At 74.1% G+C, this 23,081-nt stretch carries 24 protein-coding genes and 1 other RNA gene; 12 read left to right on the plus strand and 13 right to left on the minus strand.

Annotated elements, in window-relative coordinates; translation table 11 throughout:
- Positions 1–11: 11 nt before the first annotated feature.
- The gene (locus tag ACFVUY_RS12390) at positions 12–641 is read right to left on the minus strand and encodes a TetR/AcrR family transcriptional regulator (protein WP_387689356.1); all 630 of its coding nucleotides are present in this window, start codon (positions 639–641) and stop codon (positions 12–14) included.
- Between the two features lie 161 nt (positions 642–802).
- Positions 803–2,401 carry an MFS transporter gene (locus tag ACFVUY_RS12395; protein WP_387729525.1) on the minus strand — a complete coding sequence of 533 codons (1,599 nt, stop codon included), beginning with the start codon at positions 2,399–2,401 and terminating at the stop codon, positions 803–805.
- 301 nt (positions 2,402–2,702) lie between these two features.
- On the opposite strand from ACFVUY_RS12395, the gene panB reads away from it, so the two are divergent.
- The 3 genes from panB (at position 2,703) to ACFVUY_RS12410 (ending at position 5,596) form a co-directional block, all read left to right on the plus strand.
- On the plus strand, positions 2,703–3,572 hold the full coding sequence (gene panB, locus ACFVUY_RS12400) for a 3-methyl-2-oxobutanoate hydroxymethyltransferase (protein ID WP_387689361.1): 870 nt from the start codon (positions 2,703–2,705) through the stop codon (positions 3,570–3,572).
- 171 nt (positions 3,573–3,743) lie between these two features.
- Positions 3,744–4,766 carry an ATP-binding cassette domain-containing protein gene (locus tag ACFVUY_RS12405; RefSeq protein WP_387689364.1) on the plus strand — a complete coding sequence of 341 codons (1,023 nt, stop codon included), beginning with the start codon at positions 3,744–3,746 and terminating at the stop codon, positions 4,764–4,766.
- Positions 4,763–5,596, plus strand: coding sequence for an ABC transporter permease (locus ACFVUY_RS12410; RefSeq protein WP_387689367.1), 834 nt, complete (start codon positions 4,763–4,765; stop codon positions 5,594–5,596). The genes ACFVUY_RS12405 and ACFVUY_RS12410 overlap by 4 nt, the downstream gene beginning before the upstream one ends.
- Positions 5,597–5,762: 166 nt before the next feature.
- On the opposite strand, the gene ACFVUY_RS12415 is transcribed toward ACFVUY_RS12410, so the two are convergent.
- A complete protein-coding gene (locus tag ACFVUY_RS12415; RefSeq protein WP_387729527.1) occupies positions 5,763–9,182 on the minus strand; it encodes a BTAD domain-containing putative transcriptional regulator in 3,420 nt (1,139 codons plus the stop codon).
- A 195-nt stretch (positions 9,183–9,377) separates the two neighbouring features.
- Between ACFVUY_RS12415 and ACFVUY_RS12420 the strand changes: the two genes are divergently transcribed.
- Complete coding sequence (locus ACFVUY_RS12420) at positions 9,378–10,193, plus strand: site-2 protease family protein (protein WP_387729529.1); 816 nt, start codon at positions 9,378–9,380, stop codon at positions 10,191–10,193.
- A 26-nt stretch (positions 10,194–10,219) separates the two neighbouring features.
- Here the strand turns inward: ACFVUY_RS12420 and ACFVUY_RS12425 are convergent, their stop codons facing one another.
- Both ACFVUY_RS12425 and npdG read right to left on the minus strand, forming a co-directional pair.
- Positions 10,220–10,405, minus strand: a complete 186-nt coding sequence (locus ACFVUY_RS12425; RefSeq protein WP_359896925.1) for a hypothetical protein — start codon at positions 10,403–10,405, stop codon at positions 10,220–10,222.
- Between the two features lie 112 nt (positions 10,406–10,517).
- Positions 10,518–11,210 (minus strand): NADPH-dependent F420 reductase, encoded by a 693-nt coding sequence (gene npdG, locus ACFVUY_RS12430; protein ID WP_359896923.1) that lies wholly within the window; start codon positions 11,208–11,210, stop codon positions 10,518–10,520.
- 47 nt (positions 11,211–11,257) lie between these two features.
- Between npdG and ACFVUY_RS12435 the strand changes: the two genes are divergently transcribed.
- Positions 11,258–11,908, plus strand: coding sequence for a hypothetical protein (locus ACFVUY_RS12435; RefSeq protein WP_387729531.1), 651 nt, complete (start codon positions 11,258–11,260; stop codon positions 11,906–11,908).
- Between the two features lie 94 nt (positions 11,909–12,002).
- Complete coding sequence (locus ACFVUY_RS12440) at positions 12,003–13,340, plus strand: MFS transporter (RefSeq protein ID WP_387729533.1); 1,338 nt, start codon at positions 12,003–12,005, stop codon at positions 13,338–13,340.
- A gap of 17 nt (positions 13,341–13,357) precedes the next feature.
- On the opposite strand, the gene ACFVUY_RS12445 is transcribed toward ACFVUY_RS12440, so the two are convergent.
- A complete protein-coding gene (locus tag ACFVUY_RS12445; protein ID WP_387729535.1) occupies positions 13,358–13,585 on the minus strand; it encodes a hypothetical protein in 228 nt (75 codons plus the stop codon).
- Positions 13,586–13,697: 112 nt separating this feature from the next.
- Between ACFVUY_RS12445 and map the strand changes: the two genes are divergently transcribed.
- Positions 13,698–14,543: a type I methionyl aminopeptidase gene (map, locus tag ACFVUY_RS12450; protein WP_359896918.1), complete on the plus strand. Its 846-nt coding sequence runs from the start codon at positions 13,698–13,700 to the stop codon at positions 14,541–14,543.
- 61 nt (positions 14,544–14,604) lie between these two features.
- On the opposite strand, the gene ACFVUY_RS12455 is transcribed toward map, so the two are convergent.
- The gene (locus tag ACFVUY_RS12455; protein WP_359896917.1) at positions 14,605–15,300 is read right to left on the minus strand and encodes a bifunctional DNA primase/polymerase; all 696 of its coding nucleotides are present in this window, start codon (positions 15,298–15,300) and stop codon (positions 14,605–14,607) included.
- Between the two features lie 534 nt (positions 15,301–15,834).
- Between ACFVUY_RS12455 and ACFVUY_RS12460 the strand changes: the two genes are divergently transcribed.
- Positions 15,835–16,065, plus strand: a complete 231-nt coding sequence (locus ACFVUY_RS12460) for a hypothetical protein (RefSeq protein WP_359896915.1) — start codon at positions 15,835–15,837, stop codon at positions 16,063–16,065.
- A 90-nt stretch (positions 16,066–16,155) separates the two neighbouring features.
- A complete protein-coding gene (locus ACFVUY_RS12465) occupies positions 16,156–16,353 on the plus strand; it encodes a hypothetical protein (protein ID WP_387729537.1) in 198 nt (65 codons plus the stop codon).
- A gap of 145 nt (positions 16,354–16,498) precedes the next feature.
- On the opposite strand, the gene ACFVUY_RS12470 is transcribed toward ACFVUY_RS12465, so the two are convergent.
- A complete protein-coding gene (locus tag ACFVUY_RS12470; RefSeq protein ID WP_359896911.1) occupies positions 16,499–17,176 on the minus strand; it encodes a PadR family transcriptional regulator in 678 nt (225 codons plus the stop codon).
- Between the two features lie 171 nt (positions 17,177–17,347).
- Between ACFVUY_RS12470 and ACFVUY_RS12475 the strand changes: the two genes are divergently transcribed.
- Together ACFVUY_RS12475 and ACFVUY_RS12480 are read left to right on the plus strand one after the other, a co-directional pair.
- Entirely contained in the window at positions 17,348–17,746 is a 399-nt protein-coding gene (locus ACFVUY_RS12475; RefSeq protein WP_359896909.1) for an ACT domain-containing protein, read from the plus strand.
- 101 nt (positions 17,747–17,847) lie between these two features.
- Positions 17,848–18,105: a Prokaryotic metallothionein gene (locus tag ACFVUY_RS12480; protein WP_359896907.1), complete on the plus strand. Its 258-nt coding sequence runs from the start codon at positions 17,848–17,850 to the stop codon at positions 18,103–18,105.
- A 40-nt stretch (positions 18,106–18,145) separates the two neighbouring features.
- On the opposite strand, the gene rnpB is transcribed toward ACFVUY_RS12480, so the two are convergent.
- The 4 genes from rnpB to ACFVUY_RS12500 form a co-directional block, all read right to left on the minus strand.
- Positions 18,146–18,543: RNase P RNA component class A (gene rnpB / locus ACFVUY_RS12485), an RNA gene on the minus strand.
- A gap of 13 nt (positions 18,544–18,556) precedes the next feature.
- On the minus strand, positions 18,557–20,038 hold the full coding sequence (locus ACFVUY_RS12490; RefSeq protein ID WP_387689661.1) for a DHA2 family efflux MFS transporter permease subunit: 1,482 nt from the start codon (positions 20,036–20,038) through the stop codon (positions 18,557–18,559).
- A 168-nt stretch (positions 20,039–20,206) separates the two neighbouring features.
- Positions 20,207–20,578 carry a type II toxin-antitoxin system death-on-curing family toxin gene (locus ACFVUY_RS12495; protein WP_387689392.1) on the minus strand — a complete coding sequence of 124 codons (372 nt, stop codon included), beginning with the start codon at positions 20,576–20,578 and terminating at the stop codon, positions 20,207–20,209.
- Positions 20,575–20,952, minus strand: coding sequence for a hypothetical protein (locus ACFVUY_RS12500; RefSeq protein WP_387689395.1), 378 nt, complete (start codon positions 20,950–20,952; stop codon positions 20,575–20,577). Before ACFVUY_RS12500 ends, ACFVUY_RS12495 begins: the two co-directional genes overlap by 4 nt.
- Before the next feature lie 186 nt (positions 20,953–21,138).
- On the opposite strand from ACFVUY_RS12500, the gene yaaA reads away from it, so the two are divergent.
- Positions 21,139–21,924 (plus strand): peroxide stress protein YaaA, encoded by a 786-nt coding sequence (yaaA, locus tag ACFVUY_RS12505; protein WP_387689397.1) that lies wholly within the window; start codon positions 21,139–21,141, stop codon positions 21,922–21,924.
- 20 nt (positions 21,925–21,944) lie between these two features.
- On the opposite strand, the gene ACFVUY_RS12510 is transcribed toward yaaA, so the two are convergent.
- Positions 21,945–23,078 carry a bifunctional RNase H/acid phosphatase gene (locus ACFVUY_RS12510; RefSeq protein ID WP_387689400.1) on the minus strand — a complete coding sequence of 378 codons (1,134 nt, stop codon included), beginning with the start codon at positions 23,076–23,078 and terminating at the stop codon, positions 21,945–21,947.
- Between the last annotated feature and the right edge of the window lie 3 nt (positions 23,079–23,081).

The raw sequence follows: 23,081 nt of genomic DNA on the forward strand, positions 1-23,081 counted from the left end.
GTCGGGCGGGGTCAGCGGGGTGCGAGGCCTTCGAGCACGGAGTCGACCAGCTTGCGGGCCAGGTCCGGGTCCTCCAGGTCGGAGTCGTCCCACAGGATGCTGCGGTAGAGGATCGGCCCCATCAGGAGGTCGTTGAGCAGTTCCAGGTCGAGGTCGTCGCGGATCACGCCCTCGGCGACGGCCTGGCCGATCAGGCGGAGCCCGACCTCCCGGCGCGGCTTGATCACCCGCTCCCGGTACGCGGAGTACAGCTCGGGCAGGGTCTGCATCTGGCCGAGGGCGGCCTTGAGCACCCAGCGGGTGCGCTTGGCCAGGCCGCGCCGGCGGACGTGGTCGACCAGGGCGATCAGGTCGGCCCGGGCGCCGGCGCCGGTGGGCTCCGGCAGCGGCTCCTCCAGCCGGCTGACCACGTCGACCAGCAGGGCCTCCTTGTTGGACCAGCGCCGGTAGATGGTGGCCTTGCCGACGCCGCCGGCGGCGGCGATGCCCTCGATGGTGAGCTCGGACAGCGCGGTACCGCCGGCCATCAGGTCCTCGACGGCCGTGAAGATGGCCTGCTCGGCGGCCTCGCTCCGGGGCCGGCCACGGCGTACCTCCGCGCAGTGCTGCCCGGTGTCGGCGGTCGGCGTGTCCGTCTTCATCCCCGCTGTCTCTCCCTCGCTCTCCCCTGCGGCGCTGGCGCCGTGGGGTGTCCCTCGGTGGGTCCGCGGCGGGGGCCCGCCCCGGACCGAGGCCCTGCCGCCCGGGGCGCACCCGGGCGACAGGGCCATTGTCGCTCAGTCACGGTGGGCCCGGCCGCTGGTCAGGCCTCCGCGGCCGCGGCCTCGCGCTCCTGGCCGCGCTGTTCGGGGGCCGGGCCGGCGGGGGCGGCCGAGCGGCGCGGCAGCAGGAACCAGGCGACGACGGCCCCGATCACCGAGACGCCCGCCGAGAGCGAGGCCACCACGTGCATGGCGTGGACGAAGGCGTCGTTCGCCGGGGCGATCAGCGCCTGGCCGCCGGGGATGCGGTCGGCGATGGCCAGGGTGGCCTCCAGCGACTCGCCGGCCTTGTCGCGCAGGCCCTCGGGCAGGTGGGTCAGGGTGTCGGCCATCCCGTCGCGGTAGACGGTGGAGAGCACCGCGCCGAGCACGGCGACCCCGAGCGAGCCGCCGACCTGGCGGAAGGTGTTGTTGACGGCCGAGCCGGCGCCGGCCTTCTCCCGGGGCAGCGAGGCCATGATCGCGACGGTGACCGGCGGCATGACGTGCGCCATGCCGGCGCCCATCACCAGGCCGAGCACGACCAGCACCCAGATCGGGGTGGTGGCGGTCAGCACGACGTAGCCGACGAAGCCGACCGCGACCAGCAGCATGCCGCAGGTCGCGGTGGCGGCGACGCCGAAGCGGTCGACCACCAGCCGGGCCCGCGGGGCGAACACCAGCTGGGCGGCGGCCAGCGGCAGCATCAGTACACCGGCCTGGAGGGCGCTGTAGCCGCGCACGCTCTGGATGTAGAAGACGCCGAAGAACGAGACGCCCATCAGCGCGAAGAAGATCACGCCGACGACCACCACGGACGCGCTGAACACCTTGTTGCGGAACCAGGTGACGTCCAGCGCGGGGAACGCGGTGCGGCGCTCGAACCAGACGAAGGCGACCAGCGCGACCACGCCGACCAGGGTCGGCACCCAGGCCTCGACCGCGGTGAAGTCGGCCAGCTCGCCGCCCTTGATGATGCCGTAGATCAGCGCGACCAGGCCGACGATCGACAGCAGCACGCCGATCGGGTCCATCCGGCCCGGGCTGGGGTCCTTGGACTCGGGAACCAGGATCACCATCGCGATCACCGCGACGACCACGATCGGGACGTTGATCAGGAAGACCGAGCCCCACCAGAAGTGCTCGATCAGCAGGCCGCCGGTGATCGGGCCGATGGCGATGGCCAGGCCGACCGCGCCGGCCCAGATCCCGATCGCCTTGGGCTGCTCGGAGCGCTCGAAGACGTTCATGATGATCGCCAGCGTGGCGGGCATCGCGAGCGCGCCGCCGACACCCATCAGGGCGCGGTAGCCGATGAGTTCACCGGGCGAGGCGGCCAGCGCGGACAGCAGCGAGGCGATGCCGAAGACCACCATGCCGGCCAGCAGCGCGCGCTTGCGGCCGAACCGGTCGCCGAGCAGGCCGGAGGTGAACAGCAGCCCGGCGAAGACCAGGGTGTAGGAGTTGATCGACCATTCCAGGTCGCTCTGGGTGGCCCCGAGTCCGACCGGCGCGGGCGTCGCGATGGTCTTCATCGCGACGTTGAGGATCGAGTTGTCGAGCACGACGACGAGCAGGGCGAGCAGCAGGGTGCCGAGGATCGCCCAGCGCCGACGGTGGATGGCTTCCGGCACGCGGGGTGGCGCGGCTGCGGTGGTCATGGGTGTTTCCCGTCCGTGGTGGTGTGGCACTGGCGGGCATTCCGAGCCGCATACGTCTCGTAACCCCCCGCACCAGAGTAGCGGGCGATACGATACGAGACGAATCCGTTTCGTAAAGAGCGGGCAAATTCGGCGGCCGCCGGCGCACCCCGGCGGAGGTGACCCGCGCGCCCGGTGTGTCCCGGATCGCACCGGGACGCCCGCACCCCTCTTTGCGCGGGCGCCGGGGCGTGCAAGCATGGAGGTGATCCGGGGACGCCGTACGGCGCCACGAGACGACAACCCTTCAGGAGTCCGTTCGATGAACGCTTCTACGCCTTCGCCTGCCCAGAACCGGGCGTCGACCGCCACCCTCTACGGCGGGGTCACCAACCGCCGTGTCACCGTCCGCGACCTCGCCGCCGCCAAGCAGCGCGGCGAGAAGTGGTCGATGCTCACCGCCTACGACGCCCTCACCGCAGGCGTGTTCGACGAGGCCGGCATCCCGGTGCTGCTGGTCGGCGACTCGGCGGGCAACTGCCACCTCGGCTACGAGACCACCGTCCCGGTGACCATGGATCAGATGGTGATGCTCTCCGCCGCCGTCGTCCGCGGCACCGAACGGGCCATGATCGTCGCCGACCTGCCGTTCGGCTCGTACCAGGAGTCCCCGGCGCAGGCCATGCACAACGCGGCCCGGCTGATGAAGGAGGCCGGGGTCGGCGCGGTCAAGCTGGAGGGCGGGGAGCGCAGCGCCCGCTCGATCGAGCTGCTGGTCGAGGCCGGCGTCCCGGTGATGGCCCACATCGGCCTCACCCCGCAGTCCGTGCACGCCCTCGGCGGCTACCCCGTCCAGGGCCGCGGCGACGAGGCGGCGCACCAGCTGCTGCGCGACGCCAAGGCCGTCCAGCAGGCGGGCGCCTTCGCCGTGGTGCTGGAGGCCGTCCCGGCCGAGCTGGCCGCCCAGGCCACCGAGCAGCTGGCGATCCCGACCGTCGGCATCGGCGGCGGACCGGACACCGACGCCCAGGTGCTGGTCTGGACCGACATGGCCGGCATGACGGCCGGCCGGGTGCCCAAGTTCGTCAAGCAGTACGCCGACCTGCGGACCGTCCTCGGCGACGCCGCCCGGGCGTACGCCGAGGACGTGCGCTCCGGCGCCTTCCCGGCGGCGGAGCACAGCTTCCACTGACGCCCGCTCCTCGCGGCCCGCGGCCCCGTTCCGGTTCGGAGCGGGGCCGCTGCCGTACCCGGGACCGCGTCCGGAGGCCGGAGAGCGCCTCCGGCGGCCGGTGACAGCGGCCTGACAGCGCCCGGCGCCGGCCGACAGGGAGCTGACAGCGCGGGCGGACACCCTGGGGGCATGACACGAATCGCGACAGCCCCGAACGACCGGGGAACCACCTCTCGGAACGCCGTGGAGGTGCACGGCATCGTCAAGCACTACGGCGAGACCAAGGCCCTCGACGGGGTCGACCTCACCGTCGAGGAAGGCACCGTCCTCGCCCTGCTCGGCCCCAACGGCGCGGGCAAGACCACCCTGGTGCGCGTCCTCTCCACCCTGATCAAGCCGGACGCCGGCACCGCGTTCGTCGGCGGCTACGACGTGCTGCGCCAGCCCAAGCAGCTGCGCCGCACGATCGGCCTCACCGGCCAGTACGCCTCCGTGGACGAGCTGCTCTCCGGGTACGAGAACCTCTACCTCATCGGCCGGCTGCTCGACCTCCCCCGCAAGGAGGCCAGGGCCCGGGCCGCCGAACTGCTGGAGCGCTTCTCGCTCACCGAGGCCGCCAAGCGGACCGCCAAGACCTACTCCGGCGGCATGCGCCGCCGCCTCGACCTGGCCGCCAGCATGATGGGCCGCCCCCGGGTGCTCTACCTGGACGAGCCCACCACCGGCCTGGACCCGCGCACCCGCAACGAGGTCTGGGACGAGGTGCAGCGCATGGTCGCCGAGGGCAGCACCGTGCTGCTGACCACCCAGTACATGGAGGAGGCGGAGCAGCTCGCGAACGAGCTGACCGTCATCGACCGCGGCCGGGTGATCGCCAACGGCGCCGTCTCCGAGCTCAAGGCCAAGGTCGGCGGCCAGACCCTCCAGGTCCGCCCGGCCGACCCGGCCGAGCTGCCCGAGATGGCCCGCTGCCTGCACCAGAGCGGCATCCTCAACGCCACCTTCTCCGCCGACACCGGCCTGCTCGCGGTGCCGATCACCGGCGAGGAGCAGCTGACCGCGGTGATCGGGGTGCTCGGCACCCGCGGCTTCGCCGTCGCCGGCATCGACACCAAGGTGCCCAGCCTGGACGAGGTCTTCCTCGCCATCACCGGCAAGCCCGCCTCCGCCGCGGTGCCCGCCCCCAGCCTCGCCAAGGAGCCCGTCGCATGACCACCGCCACGCTCACCCCGCCCCGGGCCCGGGACACCCGGCCGCCGGCGGAGGACTCCCGGATCGGCCTGGCCGGCACCCTGCGCCACGTCGGCGCGCTGACCCGGCGCAACCTGATGCGGATCAAGGCCGACCCGGAGTCGATGTTCGACGCCGTGCTGATGCCGATCATCTTCACCGTGCTGTTCGTCTACGTCTTCGGCGGCGCGATGGCCGGCAATCAGGACGACTACAAGCAGTACCTGATCCCCGGCCTGCTCGGACAGACCGGCCTCACCCTCGCGATGGCCGTCGGCACCGGCCTCAACAGCGACTTCCAGACCGGCGTGATGGACCGCTTCCGCACCCTGCCGATCGGCCGGGCCTCGGTCCTGCTGTCCAAGATCGTCGCCGAGACCCTGCGCGGACTGCTCTCCTTCGCGATCCTGATCGGCTTCGCGATGTGCATCGGCTTCGAGGTGCGGACCGGACCGCTGGAGGTGCTGGCCACCATCGGCCTGGCCCTGGTGTTCGGCATGTCGATCGTCTGGATCTCGATGCTGCTGGGCATGGCCCTGCGCAGCGCCCAGGCCGTCCAGGGCGTGGCCATGCTGGTCCTGATGCCGATGCAGTTCGGCAGCTCGATCTTCGCCAGGCCCGACACCATGCCGGGCTGGCTGAAGTCCTTCACCGAGGTCAACCCGCTGTCGGCGCTGGCCGACGCCTCCCGCTCGCTGCTCAACGGCGAGGGCCCGGTGGCCCACCCGGTGATGATCGTGCTGGTCTGGTCGGCCGCCGTCACCGCGATCTTCGCCCCGCTGGCGGTCGCCCGGTTCCGCAAGCGGACCTGACCCCACGACCGCCGTCGGCTCCCCCTCGACTTCCGCCGGGGAGGGCCGGCGGACGAGAACGGCCGGCCGCCCGGGACAGGCGCCGGCCGCGGAACGGGCCCGTGCGGCCGGTGACCGGGGGACGGGCGCCGGCCGCACGGGCCCGCGGGATCCGCGGAGTCCGGGGCTAGCCGATCAGCCCCTCCAGCAGCTCGAAGGCCTGCTCCTGGGACGTCCCGACCCCGCCGTCCCGGGCCTCCTCGTACTCGGCGTCGCCCATCACCTCCCGCAGGACGGCCTCCGTGCGCGCCCGCTCGGACCGCTCCAGGTAGCCGCCCTTGGGGCCGTTCAGCCCGCCGTGCGCGCCCATCAGCACGGCCGCCGCCCGGGCCCGCTCCAGGTCCCCGTCGCGCCCGGCGAAGCTGCACAGCACCGCCGTCACCGCGGGCACCACCATGACCGTCATGTGCTCGGCGAAGCCGCTCGCCGCCGTCACCGCCCGCAGCTGCCGCCAGCCGTCGCGCAGCATCTCGAACCCCGCCTCCGGATCGCCGGCCCGGGCCGTGATCCAGCCCCGGGCGCTCAGCAGCATCCCGGTCACCAGGCTCGGCGCGAAACCGCCGACCCGGACCGTGTCCAGCTCGTCCAGCTCGGCCAGCGCCAGCTCGAACTCGCCGCGCTGGGCGTGCAGGCCGCAGAGCGTCAGGTGGCCGAACATCAGGGCCCCGGTGGTGGACTGGTTGAGTCCCGGGGTCTCGATCGAGGCCAGTGCCTCCCGGACGACCCGCTCGCCGCGGTCCACGTCGTGCTCCAGCAGGGCGGTGCCCAGGTTCACCCGCAGGATCGGCACCTCCAGCGGCGCCCCCAGCTCCTCGACCAGCCCGATCGCCCGCTCGTACGCCTCCGCGGCGGCCGCGGACTCGCCCCGGTTGGCCAGCGACTCGCCGTGCGCCGCCAGCGCCTGGGAGATCCCCCAGAGGTTGCCCGCCCGCTCGTACAGCTCCAGCGAGCGCTTGCCGTCCACGATGCTCTGCTCCGCGCCGCTCGGCCAGTCGTTCAGCATCCTGGCCCGCACCTGCAGGATGAACGCCAGGTCGCTCGGCCCGCCGTGCCGCTCGCAGCCGAGCACGGCGTCGTCCAGCAGGTCCTTCATCACCTCCAGGCGGCCGGCCAGGAACGCGCCGAACACCCGCATCAGCGCCGGGAAGCGGTAGGACTGCGGCAGGTCCGGGGTGTAGGCGTCCATCAGCCGCTGGGCGACCTCGACCGCCTCCGGGTCGCCGAGAACCTCCAGGTTGCCCTCGAACAGCCCGATCAGCCGGAACATCGCGAGCAGCCGGCGGGCCTCCTCGACCACCGGCGCGGACAGCGGCAGCTCGTACGCGAACACACTGTGCTCCAGCGGCACCGCCCGCGGGGCGTCCGGGCCGAACGGGTCCGGACCGAGCGCGCCGACCGCGGTGTACCAGGTGCGCGCCTCCATGCTGTAGCCGCGCAGCGACCAGTACCAGCTCATGCCGACGGCGAGCAGCAGCGCCTGCTCCTCGTCCCGCAGGTCGATCGCCCGGCGCAGCGCCGCGCGAATGTTGTCCTGCTCGCGCTCCAGCACCGCCAGCCAGTGCAGCTGCCGGGGGCCGTGGATCTGCGTGTCCGCGACCGAGATCATGGTGCGGAAGTGCGCCAGGTGACGGGCCTCGGTGGCGGCGCGCTCCGCGGCGGACGCGGCCAGGCGCTCGGTCGCGTACTCGTGGATGGTCTCCAGCATCCGGTAGCGCGGCAGGCTGGCCCCGTCCAGGTCGGCCACCAGCAGGGACTTGTCGACCAGCGACAGCAGCAGGTCGGCGACCTCGCCGGTGGCCACCTCGACGCCGTCGGCGCAGACCGCCTCGGCGTCCTCCAGCTGCCAGCCGCCCGCGAACACCGCGAGCCGGCGCAGCACCGCCCGCTCCCGCTTGCCCAGCAGGTCCCAGCTCCAGTCGACCACCGCGCGCAGCGTCTGCTGGCGCGGCAGCAGGGTGCGGCTGCCCGCGGTGAGCAGCGCGAACCGGCCGTCCAGCCGGTCGGCTATCTGGCGCGCCGTCATCACCCGCAGCCGGGCGGCGGCCAGTTCGATGGCCAGCGGCAGCCCGTCCAGCCGGCGGCAGATCTCGGCGCACGCCTCCGGGTCGCCCTGCGGGTCGAAGCCGGGACGGGCGGCGGCCGCGCGCTCGACGAACAGCCGCAGCGCGACCGGGTCGGGCAGCGGCTCCACCGGCAGCACCGTCTCCCCCGGCACGCCCAGCGGCTCGCGGCTGGTGGCGAGCACCGTCAGCCCGGGGCACTCGGCGAGCAGGACGTCGGCGAGGTCGGCGGCCGCCTGGATCAGGTGCTCGCAGTTGTCCAGGACGAGCAGCATCCGGCGGTGGCCGCAGTGCTCGACCAGCCGGCGCAGCGGGTCCTCGGCCCGCTTCTCGATCACCTCGGCGACCATGCTGGTGCTGTGCAGCACGATCTCGCGCAGGCCGAGCGCCGAGACCACGGCGGCGGGCACCGCGTCCGGGCTCTCCAGCGGGGCGAGTTCGGCCACCCAGACGCCGTCCGGCCAGCGTCCGGCGGACTGCTCGGCGCGGCCGGCCTCGGTCGAGAGGCTGGTCTTGCCGGAGCCGCCGGGGCCGGTCAGGGTCACCAGTCGACGGTCCGTCAGCATCGCGCGCAGCGAAGCGAGATCGTCCTCGCGGCCGACGAAGCTGGTCAGCCGGCCGCGCAGGTTGCCGCCGGGGCGCGGGAGTTGGGGCGCCGCGGGGGCGGGGGTGGCGGCGGGGGCGGGATCCGGGTTCCGCCCCTCCTGGGCCGCCGGGGCCTTCGGGTCCGCCGGGGACGCCGGGACCACCGGGGCCGCCGGGTCCGTCTGGTCCGTCGGAGCGAGCAACTCGGCGTACAGGGAACGGAGTCCGCGCCCCGGGTCGACGCCGAGCTCGTCGGCCAGGGCGCGCCTGGTCCGCTCGTAGTGGCGCAGCGCCTCGGCCGTCCGCCCGCCCTCGTGCAGCGCCCGGATCATCAGCAGCTGCAATGGCTCGTCCAGCGGCTGCCGTTCGCACAGCTCGGCCAGTTCGGCGATCAGCTCGGCGGCCCGGCCGAGGCCGAGGTCCGCGGTGATCCGGTGGCGCCGGGCCTCCTCGTACTGGGCCTCCAGCCGGACGGCCGGTCCGGTGCGGTCCGGCAGGTCGGCGAGCGCGGGGCCGCGCCACAGGGCCAGGGCGACGCGCAGCCGCTCGGCCGCGAGCGCGTGGTCCCCGGCGTCCAGGGCGCGGCGGCCCTCACCGGTCAGCCGCTGGAAGTCGGCGAGGTCGGTGGCCGGGCCGGTCAGCCAGTACCCGGCCGGGCCGGAGCCGACCTCGTCCCGGCCGATGGTGCGGCGCAGCCGGCCGACCAGGGTCTGGAGCGCGGCGGAGGAGTCCTGCGGCGGCTCGGCCTCCCACACCTCGTCCACGAGCAGGTCGGCCGGCACCGGCCGGCCCTGCCGCAGGGCCAGGGCGGTGAGCAGGGCCCGCAGCCGGGCGCCGCCGATCGCTACCGGCGTGCCGTCGTCGTGGTGGGCCGTCGTCGTCCCGAGGATGCCGTAGTGCACCGCACCATTCTGGTCGATGCCCGGGGGAAGGGCCGCACAATTGTGCTGGGCCCCTCCCGGCCCCGGCACGTAGGGTGGAACGCCACCGCGCGCCCGGACGTTCACCCGGGACGGCTTGTCCGGTCACCGGCCCGCCCGGCATGATCGACCCGCCCGCGCCCGCCCGCCTTCCCCTCCCCACGGAGCACCCAGACCATGACCTTCGCCGCCACGCCGCGCTCCCGCAGCGAGGACCGCCGGATCAGCCCGGTGTTCTGGGCGCTCCTCGCCGTCCTCGGCACCTCCGGCTGGGCGGTGTACCAGGGTTACGGCAACGCCTCGTTCGGGGTGTTCCTGTTCGTGGTCGCGGGCTGGATGGTCTCCCTCTGCCTGCACGAGTACGCCCACGCGCGCACCGCGCTGCACGGCGGCGACATCACCGTCGGGGCCAAGGGCTACCTCACGCTCAACCCGCTGAAGTACGCCAACGTGCTGCTCAGCTTCGTGCTGCCGATCGTCTTCGTGATCCTCGGCGGCATCGGCCTGCCCGGCGGCTCGGTCTGGATCGAGCGGCACCGCGTCCAGGGCCGGCTCAAGCACAGCCTGATCTCGGCGGCCGGCCCGCTGGTCAACCTGCTCATCGCGGCGGCGCTGCTGATCCCGATCGGCGCGGGCTGGCTGGACGACCCGACCGTGCACGCGTTCTGGAACGGCTACGAGCTGACCATCTCGCCGTTCTCCGGCGCGCTGGGCTTCCTCGGCTTCCTCCAGCTGAGCGCCGCCGTGCTGAACCTGCTGCCGGTGCCCGGACTGGACGGCTACGGGATCGTCGAGCCCTGGCTGTCCTACAAGACCCGGCGCGCGGTCGAGCCGTTCGCGCCGTACGGGATGCTCGCGGTGTTCGCGCTGATGTGGCAGCCCCAGGTGAACCAGTTCTTCTTCGGGATCGTCCACGGCCTGATGACCCTGTTCGGCGTGGACCAGGACTACGCCACGCTCGGCCGGTACCTGTTCAGCTTCTGGAAGAACTAGCTCCTCCGGGGACCGCGGGCAGGGCCTCAGCCCTGCTCGGCGGCCGCCGCGGCGATCCGGGCCCGGCGGCGGTCCATCCACAGCACGTTGCTGGCCACGCCGGCCAGCGGCAGCCAGATCAGGCCCAGCCAGAAGCCCTGGACCAGCGAGACCACCAGGGCCACGAGCGCGAGGACGACGGCGGCCAGGGCGAAGAGGGACGTGCGAGGCATGGCGGGAGGCTCCTAGAACGGGTGCGGGCGGCCGGGTCACGGCCGCCACCCATTGTCGCCGACCTCACCTCCGGAGCCGGTCCAGGGGTGAGGTCGACACGGCCCCCGCCGGTCAGACGTCGGTGATCCGCAGGCCCGCGTGGGCCTTGTAGCGGCGGTTGACCGAGATCAGATTGGCGACCAGCGACTCCACCTGGTGGGCGTTGCGCAGCCGGCCCGCGTAGATGCCGCGCATCCCGGGGATGCGGCCGGCCAGGCCCCGCACGACGTCGGTGGCGTCCCGGTCGTCGCCGAGCACCATGACGTCGGTGTCGATGCTCTCCACCGACTCGTCCTGGAGCAGCACCGCCGAGAGGTGGTGGAACGCGGCGGTGACCCGGGAGTCCGGCAGCAGGGCGGCGGCCTGCTCGGCGGCGCTGCCCTCCTCCGGCTTCAGCGCGTACGCGCCCTGCTTGTCGAAGCCCAGCGGGTTGACGCAGTCGACGACGATCTTGCCCGTGAGCTCCTCGCGCAACGCGGTCAGGGTGGCGGCGTGGCCGTCCCACGGGACCGCGATGATCACCACGTCGCTCTCCCGGGCGACGGCGGCGTTGTCGGCGCCGCGCACGCCGAGGCCCAGCTCCGCCGCCGAGGCCTCGGCACGGGCGGCGTCACGGGAGCCGATGAGCACCTGCTGGCCGGCCTTGGCCAGCCGCAGGGCCAGTCCCCGCCCCTGGTCGCCGGTGCCGCCGAGGACACCGACCACCAGCTGCGAGACGTCCGGCACCTCGTGGGCCGGGTTTGTCGCTGAATCGAGGGAAGTCATGGGCCGATCCTGCCAAATCCCCGGCCCGGCGGGACATCCTGGCCCGCATGGACGCGGTGAGAGTTTCGGCACTCCGGGAACGGCTGACGGGAACGGGCTGGCTGGAGGCGGTCGGCGGCTTCGCCGGGGCGCTGCGCCGCTCGGTGGAACGGCGCGGGGCGAGCGGGCTGCTGCTGGTCGGCACCGAGGCGTACGAGCCCTGGCACCTGGCCGCCCACCTGGACGACGAGGCCGCGTGGTCGGACGTGCCCCGGCTGGCGCCCACCCTGCTGCGGCACAGCCCGCCGGCCGGCGCCCCCGCCCACCTGCTGCACGACCTGCGACGGCTCACCGGGGCCGGGCGCGGCGACACCGTGCTGGTGGTGGTCCCGGAGGCGGCCGGCGCCCCGCTGCTGGAGCGGGTGCAGGACGCCCGGCGGCGCGGCGCGACCGTGCTCGCGCTGGACGGCGGCGCCCCGGCCGGGCCCGGGGCGGCAGGCGGCGCGGGCGGGCCCGGGGGGCCTGACGGCTCCGGTGGCCTCGGCGAGCTCGCGCACGAGCGGCTGGCCGTCGGCACCGCCGCCGAGGGGCCCTTCGACCTCGCCCAGCACCTGGTCAGCGTCGCCGCCGGACAGCGGACCGACCGCCGCTCCGTCCGGGACCGGCTCGCCCGACTCGCCGAACGGCTGACCTCGACGCCCGCGATCAGCCGCTGGTGAACCGGCGCCCGAGCCACCGGTGCGCGCGTCCCGTCCGCCGACGGGCCGAAAATCCTTTGCGGAAGCGGTGACCGCCGTCCGAGGATGACGGTTCGTGAACGTCGACGAACCCCCGCGTCCCGCCGTGCCCGGGCGCGCCCGGAGGCTGCTGCGATCGCTGACGCCCGACCTGGCACCCTGGCGCGCCTCCCGCGACTTCCGCTACCTGTGGACCTCCGGCTGCGTCACCAGCTTCGGCGGCTTCCTGACCCTCGTCGCCGTACCGATGCAGATCAAGGAGCTCACCGGCTCCTCCTTCGCGGTCGGCCTGATCGGCGCCGTCGAACTCGTCCCGCTGATCGTCTTCGGTCTCTGGGGCGGCGCCCTCGCCGACGCCCTGGACCGCCGGAAGCTGGTGCTGCGGGCGGAGGTCGCGCTCGGCCTGCTGGCCGGGCTGCTGCTGGTCAACGCCCTGCTGCCGCACCCGCTGCTCTGGCCGATCTACCTGGTCGCCGCACTGGTCGCGGCCGCCGACGGCATCCAGCGCCCGGCGCTGGACTCACTCCTGCCCCGGCTCGTCCCGCACCAGCACCTGACCGCCGCGTTCGCCCTCAGGTCGCTGTACCACAACGCCGCTTCGGTGGCCGGTCCGGCGCTGGCCGGGGTCGTGGTGGCCTTCGCCGGGGTGCAGACCGCGTACGCGCTGGACATCCTCACCTTCGCGGTCTCGCTGCTGCTGCTCGTCCGGATCAAGGCGGTGCCGCCGCCCACCGGCGCCGAACGGCCGTCCGTCCGGGCGGTGCTGACCGGCGTCCGCTACGCCTGGAGCCGCAAGGACCTGCTCGGCACCTACGCGATCGACCTCTGCGCCATGCTGTTCGCCTACCCGGTGGCCGTCTTCCCGTTCCTGGCCTCGGAGTTGGGGGCGGACTGGGCGCTCGGCCCGATGTACGCCGCCTCCGCCCTCGGCGCCCTGCTGGTCGGCGCCACCAGCGGCTGGACCTCCCGCGTCCACCGGCACGGGCGGCTGCTGGTGGCCGCCGCCGTCGGCTGGGGCGCGGCGATGGCGCTCGCCGGACTGACCGAGCACATCGGGCTGGTGCTGCTCGGCCTGGCGCTGGCCGGCGGCGCCGACGAGATCAGCGGGCTCGCCCGCTCGACCATGTGGAACCAGTCCATCCCCGACGAGTTGCGCGGGCGGATGGCCGGCGTCGAACTGCTCAGCTACTCCGTCGGCCCGCAGCTCGGCCAGGTCCGGGCCGGCACCATGGCCGGGCTGGTCGGCGTGCGCGCCGCCGTCTGGGCCGGCGGCGTCGCCTGCGTGGTCGCCGTGCTCGCGGTCGCGGCCGCCCTCCCGAAGCTGCTCGGCTACGACGACCGCACCGACCCCCACGCCGCCGCCGTCCGCGCCGAGCACGAACGCACCGAACGGGAGGCCGCCCCGACGGCGTGACGAGCCCACCGGGCCGGCTACTCGGCGTCGTCCTTCGGCTTGTCGGTCCATCGCGGGTCGTTCTGCCACTCGCGGTTGCGCTCGTCGGCGATGCGCAGCGCCTGGGCGGCCTCCTCGGGGGTGGCGTACGGGCCCAGGCGGTCCTTCGCCGGGCACTCCGGGCCCTCTTCGACCTTGTTGTGCTTGATGCAGTAGAACCACTCGCCGGGTTTGCCGGTCGGCTTGCGGTTGAATCCGAGGGGCATGGCGCTCTCCCGTTCAGAAGGCCAGAAGGATGGGTCGGTACCGATCATTCCCCGCCCCGGCCCGGGCCGCACACCCCCCGGGGCCCCGGGGACCGGCGACTAGACTCGCGGCATGGCTCTCGTACCCGGCATCCAGTCCCCCACCCGCAAGGTCCCGGCGCACATCGCGCGCCCCGAGTACGTCGGCAAGTCCGCGCCGACGCCGTACACCGGGCCCGAGGTGCAGACCGCCGAGACGATCGAGAAGATGCGGATCGCGAGCGGGATCGCCGCCCGGGCGATGGAGGAGGCGGCCAAGCTGATCGCCCCCGGCGTCACCACCGACGCGCTGGACGCCGTCGCCCACGCCTACATGTGCGACCACGGCGCCTACCCGTCCGACCTCGGCTACCGGGGCTTCCCCAAGTCCGTCTGCACCTCGATCAACGAGGTGATCTGCCACGGCATCCCGGACTCGACCGTGCTCCAGGACGGCGACATCGTCAACATCGACGCCACCGCGTACATCCACGGGGTGCACGGCGACCTCAACGCCACCTACCTGGTCGGTGACGTGGACGAGGAGTCCCGGCTGCTGGTCGAGCGCACCCGGGAATCCCTCGCCCGGGCGATCAAGGCGGTCAAGCCGGGTCGTCAGATCAACGTCATCGGGCGGGTCATCGAGTCCTACGCCAAGCGCTTCGGGTACGGCGTGGTGCGGGACTTCACGGGACACGGCATCAACACGTCGTTCCACTCCGGCCTGATCATCCCGCACTACGACAGCGAGCGGGCCACCGAGGTGATCAAGCCGGGCATGACCTTCACCATCGAGCCGATGCTGACCCTGGGCACCTACGACTACGAGATCTGGGAGGACGGCTGGACGGTCGTCACCAAGGACCGCAAGCGCACCGCCCAGTTCGAGCACACCCTGGTGGTCACGGCGGACGGTGCGGAGATCCTCACCCTGCCGTGACCGGGGCGCGGCCGACGTGAGCCGCGCCGCCCGGCGTGACCCGCGCCGCCCGGTGGGCGCCCTAGCCGATCAGCCACTGCTCCTCGGCGACGGCGCCCACTTCGGTGCAGGCGTCGGTGAGCACGTCCAGTACCCGCAGCGGGTCCGGCAGTGGCTGCTCGGGCCCGCGCAGCCACCTCACGTGGGAGCCGTCCGGCAGCGCGGCCGGCGGCAGCAGGGTGTACGAGCCGCGGCAGTGCCAGCGCAGGCCGGGGTGCTCGGACATGGTGTCCGGGGTGGAGTCGAGCGCGCTCGGCCACCACTCGTCCTCGTCCTGCGGGGTGCCGCGGGTGGCGGTGAAGAACAGGTAGCGGTCCTCGCCGACGGCGGCGACCGGGCCCTCGACGCCCAGTGCGGTCAGCCGCTCCAGCGCCAGCCGTCCGGCCTCCGCCGGGACGTCCAGCACGTCGTGCACCCGGCCGGTGGCGGTGATGAAGTTGGCCTGCGGGTCGCGGGCGAGCCAGCGGGAGAGCTGCTCGGGGTCGGTGGTGGCCTGGGTCTGCCAGGCGAAGGACACCGGGTGCTGGGCGGGGGCCGGGCAGGCCACCCGGTCGCAGGAGCACCGGTAGCCGGCCGGGTGGGCGGCGGGCGCGAGCGGGAATCCGGCGCGCGCGGCGCCGAGCAGCTGATCGAGTCCGGCGGCCGGGTCGTCGGCGCCCCCCGCCCGCTGACGTTCACGCTTCTGCCACCAGGTCGTCCACCTGCTGCCGGCTTCCATCGGGCCCCTTCCGCGCAACTGCCGTGCCTGGTGCGACACAGCGTTCGACGTACCACTCGACGCAACGCACGGCGCCCCCGACTGCTTCCCGGGGTGCTCGGCCCTGACGTCCGCGCCCTGCCGGCCGTGGACCGGGGTCACCGGGCGGCCGACGCCCGGGTCACGGTACGCAGTCGCGGCAGCACGCTGTCCGCGCCAAATCGGCCGGAGGGCGCGCGGATTCGCGCCTCGCCCGGCCCGTACGGGCCCGCTGACCCGGGTGGACCCCGAGGGCGTAACAGGAAGGATAAGGGTGCGGAGGGCCTCCGGATGACCGGGGGCGGTGCCTCTCCGGTCACACTCGCGGTGACGCCCACGGGCGCACCCCGGGCACACTCCCGGCACGCCGCTCGCACGCGACGTCCCGCCCGCCCTCCCGTCCGGGAGCCCCCGGTCGTCCCGGCGCTCCCCCGCCGGCACCCCGTGCGGCGCCCCGGGCACGGCCCCGGCCCTGGTCCCGGTCCCGGTCCGGCGCGGAGGTGAGACCCTGGGGGGATGAAGAGCGCGGACACCGAATTCGTCGGCGGCCCCCTGGACGGGACGATCCTGCCCATCCCCCTGGGGCCGATGCTCGGCGTGCCCAAGAAGTACAAGGTTCCGGTCCCCGCGCACGGCGAGGCCGCCGCGCGCACACTGGTGTACGTCCGGAGCAAGCAGGTTCGGGGCCTGAGCTGGTTCTGGCGCTACGAGTACGACGAGGCGGCCACCGTCCGCGCCTCCGGCTGACGGGCCGCGCGCTTCGCCGTCGCCCTGCGTCGCCCTGCTTTGCCCCTGTTGCCCTGCGTTGCCCTTCGTTCGCCTCCTGGGGAGGTCGGCATGGCGAGGACGGTTCGGCACCCGAGGAGCCGCTCCCGGGCGGTGGAGCACCACAACCGGCAGGCCGCCGGCGTCACCGGGGTGCTGCTCCTGGTGGTGTGCCTCTACAGCGTGGCCATCGGGCCGAACGCCTGGCTCTGGTTCGGCTGGGTGGTGCTGCTGCTGGTGTCCGTGGCGCTGTTCACGGTCCGGCCGTGAAGCCCGTGAGGCCCGTGGGCCCCGCGAGGCCCGTACGACCCTCCCCCGGACCGCCCGGGCAGCGGCACCGCCCGTCCCGTTCCCCGGCGGGCTGCCCGGCGGCGCCCCCCGCGGGTTCTTTCCCGGCTTCTCCCCCCCGGGCCGGTCAGTCGTCCTCGGCGAGGATGAGGTACAGCTTCTTGCGGGCCTCGGTCAGTACGGTCAGGCCCTTGGCGCGCTGCGCCTCGGTGCCGGTGGCCATGACCTGCCGGATCGCCTGGTCGACGGCGGCGAGTGCCTGGCCGACCTCCTGGACGGCCTCCCAGTCGACCTCCCGGCCGGCCTCCGCCCACGGTTCGGCCGGCCCGGCGTCGGCCTCGGCCCGGCCCGCGTCGGTGAGCGAGACCAGCCGCTTGCCGCCGACCTCCTGCGCCGTGATCAGGCCCTCCTCCTCCAGCAGCTGGAGGTTGGGGTAGATCGACCCCGGGCTGGGCCGCCAGGCCCCTCCGGTCCGCTCGGTGATCTCGGCGATCATCTCGTAGCCGTGCATCGGCCGCTCCTTGAGCAGCGCCAGCAGCGAGGCCCGGACGTCACCGCGCCGGGCCCGGCCGCCGCGCCGCCCGTGCGGGCCTCCGCGCCGGCCGCCGTGGCCGCCGAAGCCGTGCCCGAACGGGCCGCCCATCGGCCGGCCGGGGCCGCCGCCGCCGAACGGCGGGCCGAACCCGCCGAACGCCTCCCGGCCCTCGACGCCCTCCCCGGGCATCCCCCGGAACTCCGGGCCCGGGCCGCGGCGCCGGCCGCCGCCCGGGCCGCCTCCGCGCGGGCCTTCCCAGCGGAATCGCATTCCTTGACCTTCCGAGCGCATCGCGCCCACCTCCGTCTCCACGGTTCGACGAGGCAGTCGAGTTACTGTCTCGATAGCTCGACGATATATCGGTGACTGTCGCTCGTCAACGGATTCCGACACGCCCACGGAGCACGACGCATCCCCCGTCCAGCCGCTACGGTGGCGGGCATGGCCGCAGAACGAGACCTCGCGACGCTGCTGCGCGCAATGAGCCCGCAGCTCAACCCGGGGCGGTACGTCTACTGCACGCTCCCCGCCCGGGTGCCCGCCGGCATGCGGCCGGTGGTGACCGTCGCCGAGCCCGAGGGGGTGACGATGGTGGTCGCCCAGGAGGAGGCGGACGCGCTCGGGCTGCGCTACGAGTACGTGGCGGCCTGGATCACCCTGCGGATCCACTCGGCGCTGGAGGCCGTCGGGCTGACCGCCGCGGTGTCCGGCCGGCTCGCCGAGGAGGGCATCAGCTGCAACGTGGTGGCCGGTTTCCACCACGACCACCTGTTCGTCGCCGCCGACGACGCCGACCGCGCCGTCCGCGCCCTGGAGGACCTCTCCGCCCGCTCCGCCTGAGCCCCCGCCGCTCGCCCCGGGTGGCCGCCGCCGACCGGGCCTTCGACACTGGGAGACGAGCCGCCCCGCCGGGACGGCCCCACCGGAAGGAGACGGCCGCCATGGCCATCTGCGTCACCTGCGGCAACGACTACTGGCTGGCCTTCGAGATCAAGACGGTCACCGGCGACACCTACACCTTCGACAGCTTCGAGTGCGCGATGGAGAAGCTCGCCCCGCGCTGCGAACAGTGCGACGTGCGCATCGTCGGCCACGGCGTCGAAGTCGCCGGCATGTTCTTCTGCTGCGCCAACTGCGCCCGCGTCAACGGCGGCCTCGGCGACCAGATCCGCGACGCCGTCGGCGCCCGCCCCGCCTGACCGGCGGGGCCCCGCGCCGGACGGCGGGGAGGGAAAGGGGCGGAAGAGTCGGCCTGTACGCCGGGTTCTGTCTCCCGGGTTGCTTGCGCGGCCCGGGGAGGCGGCCATCCATCTAGGGCTGCCGTTGCCGACAGCCTCGTGCGGTCCACCCGCGGACTCGGGCGAGCAGCCTTCAAACATCCGCGCACGGTGCCCGAGGGCACCGATCTTGACCTTGCTCCAGGTGGGGTTTACCTAGCCGGCCGGGTCACCCCGGTCGCTGGTGGTCTCTTACACCACCGTTTCACCCTTACCCACCACGAAAAGCGGTGGGCGGTCTGTTTTCTGTGGCACTGTCCCGCGGGTCACCCCGGGTGGGCGTTACCCACCACCCTGCTCTGTGGAGCCCGGACGTTCCTCGGCGGGTCTGGGACCCGTCGCGACCGCCCGGCCGACTCTTCCGCCGTAGTGGTCATGGTAGCCGCTCGGGCGGCGCCTCCCGTACACCGGACCGGACGGACGGCGCCTCGGCGCCGAGGCGGGCGGCCACCCGGGCGGCCGTCGCGCTCGCCCAGGCCGTGGTGGTGACCAGACCCAGGACGAGGACGGCGCCGCCGAGGCCGACCAGGATCCACCAGCCGGCGTGGCTGGCCCGGGCGAAGCCGGTCGCGACCGGCCCGACCACGGCCGAGGCGACGACCGTGCCGATCACCGCCACACCCAGCGACTGGCCGATCTGACGGCTGGTCGAGGCGACCGCGGCCGCCACGCCCGCCTGGGCGCGCGGCATGCCGGACACCGCGGCGTTGGTGATCGGCGCGTTGACCATGCCGAAGCCGAAGCCGAACAGCCCGTACGCGGCCAGCAGCAGGGCGGGCGGGGAGTCGGCGGCGAGCCGGGTCAGCAGCAGCCCGCTCGCGGCGAGGCCGAGCCCGGCCGCGACCAGCGGCAGGCGCGGGCCCCGGCTCGCGACGATCCGCCCGGACAGCGGCGCGCAGACCAGCATCATCCCGGCCATCGGCAGCGTCCACAGGCCGGCCTCGACCGGGCCGTAGTGGCGGACGTCCTGGAGGTAGAGGGTGTTGAGGAAGAGGAAGCCGCCGAGCGCGGCGAAGGCGCAGACCGCGGTGACGGTGGCGCCGGTGAACGGCGCGCTGGCGAAGAACCTCGGGTCCACCAGCGGCTCGGCCACCCGGCGCTCCCAGAGCGGGAAGGCGATCAGCGCGGCCCCGGCGGTGGAGGCCAGCGCGAGGATCAGCGGGGACGTCCAGCCGTTGGCCGGCCCCTCGATGATCGCGGCGGTGCCGCAGCCGAGCAGCACGATCATCAGCAGCTGCCCGACCGGGTCCAGCCGGCGCGCCCGGGGCGCCCGGGACTCGGGCACGAAGCGGGCGGTCAGCGCGATGGCGGCGAGCGCCACCGGGACGTTGATCAGGAAGATCGACGGCCAGCCCGCGCCGTCCACCAGGAAACCGCCGAGCAGCGGGCCGAGCGCCATCGAAATGCCGACCACGCCGCCCCAGACGCCGATCGCCCGGGCCCGCTCCTTCGGGTCGGTGAAGGTGTTGGTGATGATCGACATCGCCACCGGGTTGAGCATCGAGCCGCCCACCGCCTGGAGCGCCCGGAAGGCCACCAACCAGCCCAGGCTCGTCGCCTGGCTGCACAGCAGCGAGCCGAGCGCGAAGCAGACCAGCCCGGTCTGGAACACCCGGCGGCGACCGAAGCGGTCGGCCACCGAGCCGAACAGCATCAACAGCGAGGCCAGCACCAGGGTGTAGGCGTCGATGATCCACTGCAGCCCGGACGCCGGGGCGCCCAGGTCCCGCTGGATCACCGGCAGGGCGATGTTCACCACGGTGTTGTCGAGGCCGACAATGAACAGGCTCAGGCAGCAGATCGCCAGGACGAGCAGACGGCGGCGGGGGCCGGGCGCGGGCCCGGGGGCAGGCACGGGCGCGGCGGCGGCGCGGGGCTGGGGGGCGGGCACGGACCGATCCTCCCACCGCGGGGTGGCCCGGGGCGGGTTGGCGGCGCGTCCGGGTGGCGCGTCCGAGTGGCGCCTCCCGGGCCGCGGCGCCCCCGGCCGGGGGGGTGGCGCGGCCCGGCGGCCCCGGCGGGCTCAGCGCCCCAGCAGGGACTTCAGGTCCTTGGCGGCGAGCGCGACCGCGCCGTCGTAGCCCCCGGTGGCGAGCCGGAGCATGAAGGCCACGGCGTCGTCCGGGTGCGGGTCGGTGTACGGCTCGCCGTTGTAGTCCAGGAACAGCAGCATCGCCTCGAAGGCGGTGCGCTTGTTGCGGTCGATCAGGGGGTGGTTGCGGGCCAGGCTCTGGCCGAGGGCCGCCGCCTTGGACCAGAGGTCCGGGTAGGCGTCCTCGCCGAACAGGCTCGCCTGCGGGCGGGCGATCGCCGAGAGCAGGCCGCCGAGGTCGCGGACGGTCTCCGGACCGCCGGCGAGGTAGGTGACGTCGTCGAGGTCCAGGTACTCGGTCACAGGTCCTTGAGCCTCTCCAGCGTCTCCGCGTTGGCGGTGCGGATCCGGGCCACCATGGCCGCCCGGCGCTCGGCCCTGCTCTCCCGGCCGGCCTCGCGGCCGGCCTCCGGAGCGGTCTCCGGAGCGGTCGGCCCGGTGAGCGCCCTGGGGACGTCGGACTGGCGGACCTCGAAGGCGAGTTCGGCGGTGTCCGCGCCGTCCGGCGCCCCGGTCACCCGCACCCGCCCGGCCATCACCGCCTGCGCGGCCGCCCGCAGCGCGAACTCCAGCGCCGTCCGGGTCTCGGCCGGCAGGCCGGCGGGCAGGCGCACGGACAGGGACTCCTCCACGGCGTCGTCGTCGCCGGGCACCAGGTCCAGGGGTCGCAGGGTCATCGCACTCACTCTCCTCGCCGCTCACCGTACTGGTGAACAGCCGGGTGCCCCACCGAATTGCCTGCCGCTCCCGCCCGCGGCCGGGCAGTCGAGGGCGAAGGGGCGGGAGCGGGAGCGGCGGGGTCCGTACGGCGGGCGCAGTAGGGTTGCGGGGTTCGTGTGCCACAGATTGTCGAGGAGTCCGCTGTGCTGGTGCTGTTGCCGCCCTCGGAGGGCAAGGCCGGATCCGGGGACGGCGGGCCGGTGGCGCTGGAGCGGCTGTCGCTGCCCGGGCTGACGGCGGCGCGCGGCGCGGTACTGGACGCGCTGGTGCGCCTGTGCCGGGGCGACGAGGACACCGCCGCCGAGGTGCTCGGTCTCTCCCCCGGCCTGCGCGGCGAGATCGCCAAGAACGCCGGACTGCCGACGGCCGGGGCCCGCCCGGCGGGCGAGGTGTACACCGGGGTGCTGTTCGACAACCTCGGCCTGGCCACCCTGGACGCCGCCGCGTACGACCGGGCCGAGCGCTCGCTGCTGGTCTTCTCCGGCCTCTGGGGCGCCGTGCGGATCTCCGACCGGATCCCGTCCTACCGCTGCTCGATGGGCGTGAAACTCCCGGAGCTGGGGGCGCTCGGCGCGTACTGGCGGAGCGTGACGGCCACCGTGCTCCCGGAGGTCGCGGACGGGCTGGTGCTGGACCTGCGCAGCTCCGCGTACGCGGCGGCGTGGAAACCGGCCGGCGAGGTGGCCTCCCGGACCGCGACCGTCCGGGTGCTCCAGGAGCGCGACGGCAAGCGCACCGTGGTCAGCCACTTCAACAAGGCGACCAAGGGCCGGATCGTCCGGGACCTGCTGCTCGCCGGGGCCGAGCCGAAGACCCCCGGCGAGCTGATGGACGCGCTGCAGGAGCTGGGCCACCACGTCGAGCTCGCGGCACAGGGCACGGCGCGCAAGCCGTGGCAGCTGGACGTGGTGGTCACGGACGTGCACTGAGCACGTCCGTGACCGGCGGATCAGCGCAGGTGCGAGGTGTCGTTGAGCAGCCGCAGCGAGGCGTTGCCGTCCGCGTAGTACTGGACGGCGCAGATCGAGGCGGCGGACAGCTCCATCCGGTACATGGAGTCCGGCGGGGCGCCGAGCGCCAGCCGGACCAGGGTCTTGATCGGGCTGACGTGCGAGACCACCAGGACCGTCTTCCCCGCGTACCGGGCGATGATCTTGTCCCGGGCGACGCCGGCCCGGTGGGTGAGCGTGGTGAAGCTCTCCCCGCTGCCGGTCGGCCTGGCCTTGGCGGAGCCGAGCCAGGCGGTCAGGTCGTCCGGGTACCGCTCCCGCACCTCGGCGAAGGTCAGGCCCTCCCAGTCGCCGAAGTCAACCTCGCGCAGCCCGTCCTCGTACCGGACCTCCAGGCCGAGCCGGGCGGCGACGGTCTCGGCGGTCTGCCGGGTGCGGCGCATCGGGGAGGCGACGACCGCCTGGACGCTGCCGCGCGCGGCCAGCGCCTCGGCGGCCCGCTCGGCCTGCCAGCGGCCCTTGTCGGAGAGCTCCGGGTCGCCGCCGCCGCTGCCGGAGAAGCGCTTCTCCGGGGTGAGCGGGGTCTCGCCGTGGCGCAGCAGGACGAAGGTGGTGGGGGTGCCGAGGTCGGCCGGGGCCGCCCAGCCGGCCTTGGGCGCGGCGGTCTCCAGCGGGGGTTCCTCGACGGCGGCCGCCGGCTTGCGGGGCTCCCACTGGCGCCCGGCCTTGCCCGCGTCCATCGCCTCGTTGGCCAGCCGGTCGGCGTCCTTGTTCCGCTCGCGCGGGATCCAGGTGTACGTGACCCGGGCGCGCGGGAGGACGGTGCGCGCCTCGGCGGCGAGCGGCTGCATGTCGGGGTGCTTGATCTTCCAGCGCCCGGACATCTGCTCGACGACCAGCTTGGAGTCCATCCGGACGTCCACCGAGGCGTCCGGGTCCAGCTCGCGGGCCGCCTTGAGCCCGGCGATCAGGCCCTTGTACTCGGCCACGTTGTTGGTGGCGTGGCCGATGAACTCGGCGGCCTCGGCGACGATCTGCCCGGTGTCCCCGTCACGGACCACCGCGCCGTAGCCGGCCGGCCCCGGGTTGCCCCGGGACCCGCCGTCGGCCTCGACGATGAAGCGGGCCGCCACCGG

This window comes from Kitasatospora sp. NPDC058063, from assembly GCF_042885395.1.
Taxonomy (GTDB): Bacteria; Actinomycetota; Actinomycetes; order Streptomycetales; family Streptomycetaceae; genus Kitasatospora; species Kitasatospora lactacystinica.

Excerpts from the sequence above, each read along its gene's own strand:
- ACFVUY_RS12390 (WP_387689356.1), bottom strand. The coding sequence starts at position 641 with ATGAAGACGGACACGCCGACCGCCGACACCGGGCAGCACTGCGCGGAG.
- ACFVUY_RS12395 (WP_387729525.1), bottom strand. The coding sequence starts at position 2,401 with ATGACCACCGCAGCCGCGCCACCCCGCGTGCCGGAAGCCATCCACCGT.
- panB (WP_387689361.1), top strand. The coding sequence starts at position 2,703 with ATGAACGCTTCTACGCCTTCGCCTGCCCAGAACCGGGCGTCGACCGCC.
- ACFVUY_RS12405 (WP_387689364.1), top strand. The coding sequence starts at position 3,744 with ATGACACGAATCGCGACAGCCCCGAACGACCGGGGAACCACCTCTCGG.
- ACFVUY_RS12410 (WP_387689367.1), top strand. The coding sequence starts at position 4,763 with ATGACCACCGCCACGCTCACCCCGCCCCGGGCCCGGGACACCCGGCCG.
- ACFVUY_RS12420 (WP_387729529.1), top strand. The coding sequence starts at position 9,378 with ATGACCTTCGCCGCCACGCCGCGCTCCCGCAGCGAGGACCGCCGGATC.
- ACFVUY_RS12425 (WP_359896925.1), bottom strand. The coding sequence starts at position 10,405 with ATGCCTCGCACGTCCCTCTTCGCCCTGGCCGCCGTCGTCCTCGCGCTC.
- npdG (WP_359896923.1), bottom strand. The coding sequence starts at position 11,210 with ATGACTTCCCTCGATTCAGCGACAAACCCGGCCCACGAGGTGCCGGAC.
- ACFVUY_RS12435 (WP_387729531.1), top strand. The coding sequence starts at position 11,258 with ATGGACGCGGTGAGAGTTTCGGCACTCCGGGAACGGCTGACGGGAACG.
- ACFVUY_RS12445 (WP_387729535.1), bottom strand. The coding sequence starts at position 13,585 with ATGCCCCTCGGATTCAACCGCAAGCCGACCGGCAAACCCGGCGAGTGG.
- map (WP_359896918.1), top strand. The coding sequence starts at position 13,698 with ATGGCTCTCGTACCCGGCATCCAGTCCCCCACCCGCAAGGTCCCGGCG.
- ACFVUY_RS12455 (WP_359896917.1), bottom strand. The coding sequence starts at position 15,300 with ATGGAAGCCGGCAGCAGGTGGACGACCTGGTGGCAGAAGCGTGAACGT.
- ACFVUY_RS12460 (WP_359896915.1), top strand. The coding sequence starts at position 15,835 with ATGAAGAGCGCGGACACCGAATTCGTCGGCGGCCCCCTGGACGGGACG.
- ACFVUY_RS12465 (WP_387729537.1), top strand. The coding sequence starts at position 16,156 with ATGGCGAGGACGGTTCGGCACCCGAGGAGCCGCTCCCGGGCGGTGGAG.
- ACFVUY_RS12470 (WP_359896911.1), bottom strand. The coding sequence starts at position 17,176 with ATGCGATTCCGCTGGGAAGGCCCGCGCGGAGGCGGCCCGGGCGGCGGC.
- ACFVUY_RS12475 (WP_359896909.1), top strand. The coding sequence starts at position 17,348 with ATGGCCGCAGAACGAGACCTCGCGACGCTGCTGCGCGCAATGAGCCCG.
- ACFVUY_RS12480 (WP_359896907.1), top strand. The coding sequence starts at position 17,848 with ATGGCCATCTGCGTCACCTGCGGCAACGACTACTGGCTGGCCTTCGAG.
- ACFVUY_RS12500 (WP_387689395.1), bottom strand. The coding sequence starts at position 20,952 with ATGACCCTGCGACCCCTGGACCTGGTGCCCGGCGACGACGACGCCGTG.